General features: G+C 61.0%; 9 protein-coding genes. 5 read left to right on the plus strand and 4 right to left on the minus strand.

Going from position 1 to position 11,509, the window contains the following annotated elements; genetic code table 11:
• Position 1 precedes the first annotated feature (1 nt).
• From lepA to lptF, 3 genes are all read right to left on the minus strand, one after another.
• Positions 2–1,801, minus strand: coding sequence for a translation elongation factor 4 (gene lepA, locus HU806_RS08315; RefSeq protein ID WP_186610937.1), 1,800 nt, complete (start codon positions 1,799–1,801; stop codon positions 2–4).
• 162 nt (positions 1,802–1,963) lie between these two features.
• On the minus strand, positions 1,964–3,025 hold the full coding sequence (lptG, locus tag HU806_RS08320) for an LPS export ABC transporter permease LptG (RefSeq protein ID WP_186610938.1): 1,062 nt from the start codon (positions 3,023–3,025) through the stop codon (positions 1,964–1,966).
• Complete coding sequence (gene lptF, locus HU806_RS08325; protein ID WP_186610939.1) at positions 3,018–4,139, minus strand: LPS export ABC transporter permease LptF; 1,122 nt, start codon at positions 4,137–4,139, stop codon at positions 3,018–3,020. The genes lptG and lptF overlap by 8 nt, the downstream gene beginning before the upstream one ends.
• Before the next feature lie 415 nt (positions 4,140–4,554).
• Between lptF and HU806_RS08330 the strand changes: the two genes are divergently transcribed.
• The 5 genes from HU806_RS08330 (at position 4,555) to rlmF (ending at position 11,073) form a co-directional block, all read left to right on the plus strand.
• Positions 4,555–6,045, plus strand: coding sequence for a leucyl aminopeptidase (locus HU806_RS08330; RefSeq protein ID WP_186610940.1), 1,491 nt, complete (start codon positions 4,555–4,557; stop codon positions 6,043–6,045).
• 60 nt (positions 6,046–6,105) lie between these two features.
• The gene (locus HU806_RS08335) at positions 6,106–6,534 is read left to right on the plus strand and encodes a DNA polymerase III subunit chi (protein ID WP_135847032.1); all 429 of its coding nucleotides are present in this window, start codon (positions 6,106–6,108) and stop codon (positions 6,532–6,534) included.
• Between the two features lie 7 nt (positions 6,535–6,541).
• Positions 6,542–6,919 (plus strand): DNA polymerase III subunit chi, encoded by a 378-nt coding sequence (locus HU806_RS08340; RefSeq protein WP_186610941.1) that lies wholly within the window; start codon positions 6,542–6,544, stop codon positions 6,917–6,919.
• A gap of 123 nt (positions 6,920–7,042) precedes the next feature.
• Positions 7,043–9,889, plus strand: a complete 2,847-nt coding sequence (locus HU806_RS08345) for a valine--tRNA ligase (protein WP_186610942.1) — start codon at positions 7,043–7,045, stop codon at positions 9,887–9,889.
• Positions 9,890–10,053: 164 nt separating this feature from the next.
• Positions 10,054–11,073 (plus strand): 23S rRNA (adenine(1618)-N(6))-methyltransferase RlmF, encoded by a 1,020-nt coding sequence (gene rlmF, locus HU806_RS08350; RefSeq protein ID WP_186610943.1) that lies wholly within the window; start codon positions 10,054–10,056, stop codon positions 11,071–11,073.
• Between the two features lie 72 nt (positions 11,074–11,145).
• Here rlmF and HU806_RS08355 read toward each other — a convergent pair whose 3' ends face one another.
• Positions 11,146–11,427 (minus strand): HU family DNA-binding protein, encoded by a 282-nt coding sequence (locus HU806_RS08355; protein ID WP_039591491.1) that lies wholly within the window; start codon positions 11,425–11,427, stop codon positions 11,146–11,148.
• Between the last annotated feature and the right edge of the window lie 82 nt (positions 11,428–11,509).

Consider the following 11,509-nt stretch of genomic DNA (forward strand, 5'->3'; position numbering starts at 1 on the left):
CCTAACTATCCAACCTGAGCACCGCAAGGAAGGCTTCCTGTGGAATTTCCACGTTGCCGACCTGCTTCATGCGTTTTTTACCGGCCTTCTGCTTTTCCAACAGCTTGCGCTTACGGCTAACGTCACCGCCGTAGCATTTGGCCAATACGTTCTTTCTGAGCGCCTTGACGGTTGTGCGCGCCACAATCTGCCCGCCAATGGCGGCCTGGATTGCCACGTCGAACATCTGCCGCGGAATCAGTTCCTTCATCTTCTCGGTCAATGCGCGACCTTTGTAGTGCGCGTTGTCACGGTGCACGATCAATGCCAGGGCATCGACTTTCTCGCCGTTGATCAGCACATCCAGCTTCACCAGGTTAGCCGATTGGTAGCGATCGAAATGATAGTCCAGCGAAGCATAACCGCGGCTGGTGGATTTCAGGCGATCGAAGAAGTCCAGCACCACTTCGTTCATCGGCAGGTCGTAGGTCACCTGGACCTGCGTACCGAGGAACAGCATGTCATGCTGCACCCCACGCTTTTCAATGCACAGGGTAATGACGTTGCCCAGATGCTCCTGAGGCACAAGGATGTTGGCGCGCACGATCGGCTCGCGCATGTCCTCGATGGCCGACAGGTCCGGTAGCTTGGACGGGTTATCGACGTAGATCGTCTCGCCGTTCTTGAGCAACAGTTCGAAGATTACCGTCGGCGCCGTGGTGATCAGGTCCAGGTCATATTCGCGCTCCAGGCGCTCCTGGATGATTTCCATGTGCAGCATGCCCAGGAACCCGCAACGGAAGCCGAAGCCCAGGGCGTCGGAGCTTTCCGGAGTGTATTGCAGGGACGAGTCGTTCAGGGTCAGCTTTTGCAGGGCTTCGCGGAAGTCTTCGAAGTCGTCGGAGCTGACCGGGAACAGGCCGGCATAGACCTGCGGCTGGATGCGCTTGAAACCTGGCAGCACATCGACATCGGGGGTGGAGCTCAAGGTCAGGGTGTCGCCGACCGGCGCCCCATGGATGTCCTTGATACCGGCGATGATGAAGCCCACTTCACCGGCCTTCAGGTCGACGGTGGCAGTGTGTTTCGGGTTGAAGACACCAACGCTGTCCACCAGGTGGATCTTGCCGGTGGACTTGACCAGGATCTTGTCGCCCTTCTTCACGCGGCCATGGCGCACGCGAACCAGGGAAACAACACCCAGGTAGTTGTCGAACCAGGAGTCGATGATCAACGCTTGCAGCGGATCTTCGATGTTGCCGGTCGGCGCGGGGATAGTGGCGACCAGGCGCTCGAGCACTTCGTCGACGCCCAGGCCGGTCTTGGCGCTGCACGTGACCGCGTCAGTGGCATCGATGCCGATGATTTTTTCGATTTCTTCCTTCACCCGGTCCGGATCGGCCTGGGGCAGGTCGATCTTGTTCAACACCGGCATGACTTCAAGCCCCTGTTCGATGGCCGTGTAGCAGTTGGCGACCGACTGGGCCTCGACACCCTGGCCGGCATCGACCACCAACAGCGCACCTTCGCAGGCCGCCAGCGACCGGCTGACTTCATAGGTGAAGTCGACGTGACCCGGGGTATCGATGAAGTTGAGCTGGTAGGTGATACCGTCGCGGGCTTTGTAATAGAGGGTAACGCTGTGGGCCTTGATGGTGATCCCGCGTTCACGCTCCAGGTCCATGGAATCCAGGACCTGGGCTTCCATCTCACGCTCGGCCAGGCCGCCGCACATCTGGATGAACCGATCAGCCAGCGTCGACTTGCCATGGTCAATGTGGGCGATGATGGAGAAATTGCGGATATGACTCAAATCACTCACGGATCAACACTCAAAAAGGCTGCAGGCATGGCCCGCGGAAAAATAGCCGGGAATTGTACCTGATCCATCGAGCAAGCGTCACGCTCGCCTGTCGATGAGCTTTTGTGGAGAGGGAGCAAACTTCCCTCCCCACAGAAGCTCGCTCGCCACATTGAACTCAGGTCAACCGGCCCGGCGCAGCAGCCAGAGGCCGGCCAGCGCGCAGACACCGGCCGGCACCAGCACCGCGAACAGCGGCGAGAAACCGAACACCAGGCTCGATGGTCCCAGCAAATCCTGGGCGATGCGGAAGGTGAAGCCCACCAGCACACCGGTGAATACCCGCTGACCAAGGGTCACCGAACGCAGCGGACCGAAGATGAAGGAAATCGCCATCAGTACCAGGGCAGCGGTCACCAGCGGCTGCAACACCTTGACCCAAAAAGCCAGCCAGTAGCGACCGTTGTTCAGACCCTGGTCCGCCAGATAGTGGATATATCCCCACAATCCGGTAATCGACAAGGAGTCCGGCGCCATCACCACGGTGCTGAGCAATTGCGGGCTCAGGGCCACGTCCCAACGCTCCTCGGGAGCAGTGACCACTTCGGTGCGCTTGTCATGGAACAGGGTGGTGGTGACGTCCGTCAGCTGCCAATGATCCTCGGTAAATTTCGCGCGTTTGGCGAAGCTCGACGACAGCATGTGACGCTGGTCATCGAAGCGATACCGCGTCACGCCATACAGCGTTCCGTTGGGCTGGACCGAGTTGATATGAATGAATTCGTCGCCCTGGCGGTGCCAGAGGCCATGCTTGGCGCTTTGCGCATCACCGCCGCCCTGGGCCAGGGAACGGTTGGCCTGGGCGGTATTCTCAGTCGCCGGGGCGACGTATTCACCGATAAGCACACCTACCAGCATCAGCACCAGCATCGGCTTCATCACCGCCCAGACGATCCGACCGATGGACACGCCTGCGGCGCGCATGATGGTCAGCTCGCTGTTGCTCGCCAAGCTGCCCAGGCCGATCAAGCAACCGATCAACGCGGCCATCGGCAACATGTCGTATAGACGGCGCGGCGCGGTCAGCAACACGTAGCTCAGGACATCGGCCAGGGTGTACGTATCGCTGACATCGCTCATTTCGTCGATGAAGGCAAACAAGGTCGCCAGCCCGAGAATGATCCCCAGGACAGCGAGGATCGCCATGAATACGCTGCTACCGATATAGCGGTCGAGTTTAACCACGGGCCACCTCCAGCGCGCTGCGACGGCTGGCCAGTTTCAGGCGCAGCGGCTCCCAGTAGAGCAACCCCAGGCCAATGGCGAGGAAGATCGAATGCACCCACCACAGGCCCAGGGCCGGCGGGATCTTGCCTTTTTCCAGGGCGCTGCGGGCGGAAATCAGGATAGTCAGGTAAGCCATATACAAAAGAATCGCCGGCAGCAGCTTGAGGAAACGGCCCTGGCGCGGATTGACCCGCGACAGCGGGACCGCCATGAGCGTCACGATGAACACCAACAATGGCAACGACAGGCGCCACTGCAGTTCGGTGCGGGCCCGAATGTCATCGTTGCCCAGCAGGCTGGCCGTAGGCATGGCATCGCGGTCGGTGACTTCGTCGCTGGCCTCGGGCTTGGGCAGCAGCACGCCATAGGTGTCGTACTTGATGGCGCGGTAATCGGCCTGCCCCGGCTTGCCGTCATAGCGGTAGCCATTTTCGAGGATCAGGTAGCGGTTGCCGTCAGGGTTGATTTCCTGGCGGCCCTTCTCTGCCACCAGCACGGAGATGCCGCGATCCTTCCTGGTATCCGATGACAGGTTCTTTTGCGTAATGAAGACCCCGCCCAGGTTGACCCGGTCGTCCGAGAGCTGTTCGGTATAGGTGACACGCGTCCCGTCGCGCAGGGCCTGGAAGCGCCCCGGCACCAGGGTGTCGAATTCGGTCATGGCGTCCTGTTGGTTGATCAGCAACTGGAACTGATTGGCGCCTTGGGGCGACAGGCTCAGGCTCAGCCAGGCCACCACCAGCGCCACCAGCGTTGCCGGGAACAAGGTGATGCGAAACAGACGCTGCTGGCTCATGCCGGTGGCCGACAGCACGGTCATTTCACTGTCCAGGTACAGGCGACCGTAAGCCAGCAGGATGCCGAGGAACAACCCCAGCGGCAGGATCAATTGCAGGAAGCCCGGCAGGCGGAACCCCATGATCAGGAACAGCGAGCCTGGGTCCAGGGCGCCGGAGGCCGCCTGGGCAAGGTACTTGATGAAACGCCCGCTCATGATGATGACCAGCAGCACGGCGCTCACAGCGCTCAGGGTCAGCAGGACTTCGCGGGATAAATAACGGAAGACGATCAAACCAGACACTCCAGGATTGTCAGGCTAAGGCGGCCAAACAAGACACGTATCGAGCCAGCCCATACGAGCGAGCCGCCGAAAAAAGAGCCGCATTATCCTGTGATTGGAGGCGCCTGTCACTGCGAACGCTTTAATGCAGACGCCTCAACGTCAAAAAGTTAACAACGCCGAGGGTTGTCAGGCTCGGGCGCCGGGGTTCAAACTGCGGCCTTTGTCGCCGGCATGCACCGGCGCTTCTTTTATAAGGTCAGCTGCAAGCGGCAAGCTCCAAGCGGCAAGTTCAGGGCAGTACGCGTACTGCTTCAGCTTGCCGCTTGGAGCTTGCCGCTCGAAGCTGCCTCATAGATAGAAGACAGCTGTTCAGCGCGCCACTGCCCGGCGCCTGCCTCTTGACCATTCACTCAGGGATCCGGACATGGAACTGGTTGTAAAAAGCGTCAGCCCAGAAACGTTGAAGACTGCCACGCTGGTAGTTGCCGTTGGTGAAAACCGCAAGCTTGGCGTCGTCGCCACCCAGCTCGACGCCATGAGCGGCGGCGCCATCAGCGCCGTGCTCAAGCGCGGCGACCTGGCTGGCAAGGTCGGCCAGAGCCTGTTGCTGCACAGCCTGCCCAACCTCAAGGCCGAGCGCGTGCTGCTGGTGGGCGTGGGCAAGGATGCCGAGCTGGGCGACCGGCCGTTCCGCAAGATCATAGCCGGCGTGCTCGGCACCCTCAAAAGCCTGGGCGGCGGCGATGCCGCACTGGCATTGGACGAACTGGTGGTCAAGGGTCGCGACAGCTACGGCAAGAACCGCCTGTTGGCCGAAACCCTGGTGGATGGTGAATACCAGTTCGACCAATTCAAGAGCCAGAAAGCCGAACCCCGCGCCCTGAAGAAAATCACCCTGCTGACCATCAAGGCCGCCCAGGCTGAAGTCCAGCGCGCCGTGACCCACGCCACCGCAATCGCCAATGGCATGGCCTTCACTCGCGACCTGGGCAACCTGCCACCGAATATCTGCCATCCGACCTTCATGGGCGAACAGGCCAAGGCTCTGGGCAAGGAGTTCAAGGGCCTCAAGGTCGAAGTCTTCGACGAGAAGAAGATCAAGGACCTGGGCATGGGCTCGTTCTATGCCGTGGGTCAGGGCAGCGCCCAGCCGCCGCGCCTGATCGTCATGCAATACAACGGCGGCAAGAAATCCGAGAAGCCGTACGCACTGGTCGGCAAGGGCATTACCTTCGACACCGGTGGCATCAGCCTCAAGCCCGGTGCCGGCATGGATGAAATGAAGTACGACATGGGCGGCGCCGCGAGCGTGTTCGGTACCCTGCGCGCCGTGCTCGAACTGCAATTGCCGATCAACCTGGTGTGCATCCTCGCCTGCGCCGAGAACATGCCCAGCGGCACCGCCTCGCGTCCGGGCGATATCGTCACCACCATGAGCGGCCAGACCGTCGAAATCCTCAACACCGACGCCGAAGGCCGCCTGGTACTGTGTGACGCCCTCACCTACTCCGAGCGCTTCAAGCCGCAAGCGGTGATCGACATCGCGACCCTGACCGGCGCTTGCGTCGTCGCCCTGGGCGCCCACACGTCGGGCTTGCTGGGCAACAATGACGAGCTGATCGGCCAACTGCTCAGCGCCGGCCAGCAAGCCGACGACCGTGCCTGGCAATTGCCGCTGTTCGACGAATACCAGGAACAACTGGACAGCCCGTTCGCCGACATCGCCAACATCGGTGGCCCGAAAGCCGGGACCATCACGGCGGCGTGCTTCCTGTCGCGCTTCACCAAGAACCTGAACTGGGCGCACCTGGACATCGCCGGCACTGCCTGGACCAGCGGCGGCAAGGACAAGGGCGCCACCGGCCGTCCGGTCCCCCTGCTGACCCAATACCTGCTGGACCGCGCCAAGGCCTGACACCGATGACCGTCGTTGGCGTCGCCCTCGGGTGGCGCCAGCGGCGACTCAGGAACCGCAATGACCAAAGTAGATTTCTATATCCTGCCCAGCGCCGATCCGTCGGCGCGGCTGGATTTCGCCTGCAAGCTCACTGAAAAGGCCTGGCGCATGGGCCATCGCATCTACCTGCATTGCAGCGATGCCGCCCAGCGCGAGGACCTCGATGCGCGCCTTTGGGCGTTCAAGGGCGAAAGCTTCGTGCCCCATGGCCCGGCGGAAAGCGAACCTGAAGGCTTGATCGTGCTCGGGCTGGGCGATGACTGCGGTCAGCACCAGGACCTGCTGGTCAACCTCGACCTGAAAGTGCCAGCCTTCGCCCAGCGCTTCGCCCGCGTGGCGGAAGTGGTGGTGGAAGACCCGGCCATCCGACAAGCCGCGCGGGAGAGTTTCCGCTTCTACCGCGAACAGGGCTATCCTCTGCAAGACCACCGTTTACAGCGACTCTGAGCCTACGATGGACACTCCTAAACAACCGCAAAAACCCGCGCAATTGCTGGATGATCTTGAATCGATCCGCCAGTTGCTCGGTGACGACAACCTGCAACCGCCACTGTTGACCGATACGGTCGAGCATGAACCCGTGCACGACGAACAGATCCCGCTGCTGTTCGATCCGATCAACGGCCAACCCGAACCCAAGTCTGCGCCCAAGGCCGAGCCCAAAGGCCCGGATGCCCTGCTGCACCTGGACCGGGAACTGCGCGCGGCGGCGCAATTGATCATGCAAGACGTGATCGACGACTTCGCCCCGCACATCGAAACCGAGATCAAGCGCCGGCTGGAGGCGAGGATGGAACGGCTGCTCGCCGCAGCTACAAGCGGCAAGCTTTAAGCTGCAAGAAAAAAGCAAAAGCCGGACTCCCTTCTTGCAGCTTGAGGCTTATAGCTTGCAGCTGCCCCCCCCGCTATACTTCCCGGCTTTTCCTGAATGAATGCCAATAGGGTCCCGCCGCGCATGGATAAGACCTACCAGCCGCACGCCATTGAAACTTCCTGGTACAACACCTGGGAGTCCGAGAATTATTTCGCTCCGCAAGGCGCGGGCGATTCCTACACCATCATGATCCCGCCGCCGAACGTCACCGGCAGCCTGCACATGGGCCATGGTTTCAACAACGCGATCATGGACGCCCTGATCCGTTTCCGTCGCATGCAAGGCCGCAACACCTTGTGGCAGCCGGGCACCGACCACGCCGGTATCGCCACGCAAATGCTGGTGGAGCGCCGCCTCGAAGCCCAGGGCCAGAATCGCCATGACCTGGGTCGCGAGAAATTCCTCGAGAAAGTCTGGGAATGGAAAGACGAGTCCGGCGGCAACATCAGCCGCCAGATCCGTCGCCTCGGCTCGTCCGTGGACTGGAGCCGCGAGCGCTTCACCATGGACGACGGCCTGTCCGAAGCGGTCAAGGAAGCCTTCGTGCGCCTGCATGAAGACGGCCTGATCTATCGCGGCAAGCGCCTGGTCAACTGGGACACCAAGTTGCACACGGCCATTTCCGACCTCGAAGTGGAGAACCACGACGAGAAAGGTTTCCTGTGGAACCTGAAGTACCCGCTGGCTGACGGCGCCAAGACCGCCGAAGGCAAGGATTACCTGATTGTCGCCACCACGCGTCCGGAAACCATGCTGGGCGACTCCGCCGTGGCGGTGAATCCGAACGACGAGCGCTACCAGGCGCTGATCGGCCAGTTCGTCGAGCTGCCGCTGGTTGGCCGTCGTATCCCGATCATCGGCGACGATTACTGCGACCCCGAATTCGGCACCGGCTGCGTGAAAATCACCCCGGCCCACGATTTCAACGACTACGAAGTCGGCAAGCGCCACAACCTGCCACTGCTGAACATCTTCGACAAGAACGCCAATGTCCTGCCAGCGGCCCAGGTGTTCAACCTCGACGGCACGCTGAACGAAAGCATCGACGGCCAGATCCCGGCCGAATACGCCGGCCTGGACCGTTTCGAAGCGCGCAAGCAGATCGTTGCCGCATTCGACGCCGCCGGCCTGCTGGTCAGCGTTGACGACCATGGGCTGAAAGTCCCGAAGGGCGATCGTTCCGGCACCATCATCGAGCCGTGGCTGACCGACCAGTGGTACGTGTCGACCAAGCCGCTGGCCGAGCCGGCGATTGCCGCCGTGGAAGACGGCCGCATCCAGTTCGTGCCCAAGCAATACGAAAACATGTACTTCTCGTGGATGCGCGACATCCAGGATTGGTGCATCAGCCGCCAGCTGTGGTGGGGCCATCGCATCCCGGCCTGGTACGACGAGTCGGGCAAGGTTTATGTCGGCCGCGATGAAGCCGAAGTCCGCGCCAAGCACAACCTCGGTCCGGACGTTGCGCTGCAACAGGACAACGACGTTCTCGATACCTGGTTCAGCTCCGGCTTGTGGACGTTCTCGACCTTGGGCTGGCCGCAGCAGACCGAATTCCTGAAGAAATTCCATTCCACCGATGTGCTGGTCACCGGCTTCGATATCATTTTCTTCTGGGTCGCCCGGATGATCATGCTGACCATGCACTTGGTCAAAAATGAAGACGGCACGCCGCAAGTGCCGTTCAAGACTGTCTACGTCCATGGCCTGGTGCGCGACGGCCAGGGCCAGAAGATGTCCAAGTCCAAGGGCAACGTCCTCGACCCGCTGGACATCATCGACGGCATCGACCTGGAAACGCTGGTGCAGAAACGCACCTCGGGCCTGATGCAGCCGAAACTGGCGAAGAAGATCGAGAAGGCCACCCGCGAAGAATTCGCCGAGGGCATTGCCAGCTACGGCACCGACGCTCTGCGGTTTACCTTCTGCTCGCTGGCATCCACCGGTCGCGACATCAAGTTCGACATGGGCCGCGTCGAAGGCTATCGCAACTTCTGCAACAAGATCTGGAACGCTGCACGCTACGTGCTGGACAAGGGCGAAGACTGTGGCCAGAACGGCGAAGCCGTTGAACTGACCTTGGCCGATCGCTGGATCATTTCCCAGCTGCAACGCACCGAAGCCGAAGTGACCCGCCAGCTGGATCAGTTCCGTTTCGACCTGGCGGCACAAGCGCTGTACGAGTTCATCTGGAACCAGTACTGCGACTGGTACCTGGAACTGTCCAAGCCTGTGCTGTGGGACGAGAACGCGCCGGTTGAACGCCAGCGCGGCACCCGTCGCACCCTGGTTCGCGTATTGGAAGTGGCCCTGCGCCTGGCGCATCCGTTCATGCCGTTCATTACCGAGGAAATCTGGCAGCGCGTCGCACCGCTGGCCGGCGCCCAAGGCAAGACGATCATGCTGCAACCGTGGCCGGTGGCCAACGAAAGCCGCATCGATCCGGCAGCCGAAGACGACATCGAGTGGCTGAAGACCTTCATGCTCGGCCTGCGCAACATTCGCGCCGAAATGAACATCGGCCCGGGCAAGCCGCTGACCCTGTTCTTGAAGAACGCCAACGCCGAAGACCTGCGTCGCCTCAACGAAAACGAGGCGTTGCTCAAGAAGCTGGCGAAGCTCGAATCGGTGACGGTCCTGGCGGCCGGTGAAGAAGCGCCACTATCGGCGACCGCTCTGGTCGGCGAGATGGAAGTGCTGGTGCCGATGGCTGGCTTGATCGACAAGGCCGCCGAACTGGCGCGCCTGGACAAGGAAATCCTGCGCCTCAAAGGCGAAGTCCAGCGCGTCGGCGGGAAGCTGTCCAACGCCGGCTTCGTTGACAAGGCTCCGGCTGATGTCATCGAAAAGGAACGAGCCAAGCTGGCCGAGGCCGAACAGGCACTGGGCAAACTGGCTGACCAGCACGCGCGGATTGCCAGCTTGTAAATGTGATTTGCGATTGAAGAAGGAGGTCCTGGTGACCTCCTTTTTTCTGCCTGTCACTTTCCCTACCGTATCGCTCCCGCATTTAAACCGAGCAGTCATCACGACCAGGCTGGATGTGGGACAATGCCCGCCACTTTTTGAACCAGCCCCGAATCGACCCGCCCATGACCGCCCCTCGCCCCCCCAAACCTGCCCGCCAGAAGCCCAAGCCTGCCCCCCAAGCCAAAGCGCCTCGAGAGCAGGCCAGCCTGCATCCGCGAAACCGCCATCAGGGACGCTATGACTTCCCGGCGTTAATCAAGAGCACCCCGGAACTGGCGAACTTCGTGATCATCAATCCTTACGGCAAGGAAAGCATCGACTTCGCCAGCCCTGAAGCCGTGCGGGTGTTCAACCGGGCGCTACTCAAATCTTTCTATGGCATCGCCCATTGGGACATTCCGGCGGACTACCTGTGCCCGCCGGTGCCCGGCCGTGCGGACTATCTGCACTTTCTCGCCGATTTGCTCGCCAGCCATAACGGCGGCGAGATCCCTCGTGGGGCGGCGGTCAAGGTGTTGGACGTCGGCACCGGCGCCAACTGTGTTTATCCGCTGATCGGCCACAGCGATTACCGCTGGCACTTCCTCGGCTCTGAGATCGACCCGACCGCCATTGCCTCGGCCAAGGCCATCGTTCAATCCAATGGCTTGAACAAGGCCATCCAACTGCGCCAGCAAACCAACCGCAAGCAGATCCTGTTGGGTCTTTTGGAAGACGGCGAACGGTTCGACCTGACGATGTGCAATCCACCGTTCCATGCATCCCTGGAGGAAGCCACCAAAGGCAGCCAGCGCAAATGGCGTGCGCTGGGCAAGGCGGACCCGAAACGCAAGTTGCCGGTGCTGAATTTTGGCGGCCAGGCGGCGGAGTTGTGGTGCGAAGGTGGGGAAGTGCGCTTCGTGACCCAACTGATCAGTGAGAGCGTACAAGTGGCCGGGCAAGTGCTGTGGTTCAGCACGCTGGTGTCGAAAGCCTCGAACCTGCCGGCGATTCAGGCCGCCCTGAAAAAAGCCGGAGCACTGCGCAGCGAGGTGGTGGAAATGTCCCAGGGCCAGAAGCAGAGTCGTTTCGTGGCTTGGACCTTCCAGACCGAGGCACAGCAGCAGGTGTGGCGCCAGTCGCGCTGGGTTCGCAAGGACTAAGCAGCACTTTTTCCAAGGCAACAAAAAACCGTGCCCGGATCACTCCGCGGCACGGTTTTTTATAAAGCGGTCTTACTTGTTGACCGCGTCGGTCAGGCCTTTAGCCACAACCAGCTTGATCACTTTCTTGGCTGGGATTTCGATGGCTGCGCCAGTCGAAGGGTTGCGACCGGTGCGGGCAGGACGCTCGGTGACTTTCAGCTTGCCAACGCCTGGCAAAGTCAGTTCGCCGCCGTTTTCCAGCTGATCGGCAACGATTTGGCCCAGTTGGTCCAGCAGTGCGCGCACGGTAGCTTTTGGTGCGTCTACAGCTTCAGCCAAATCAGCGATCAGTTGGTCTTTAGTAAGAGCCATGTAGTGTTCCTTCCCTATCAAATTCATATGGATTGCAGAGTGCAGTGTCAGCCATCGAGCCCGATCTATCTGATCAGCCGCC

Origin of the sequence: Pseudomonas sp. SWRI154, assembly GCF_014268645.1 — a bacterium.
Taxonomy (GTDB): domain Bacteria; phylum Pseudomonadota; class Gammaproteobacteria; order Pseudomonadales; family Pseudomonadaceae; genus Aquipseudomonas; species Aquipseudomonas marvdashtae.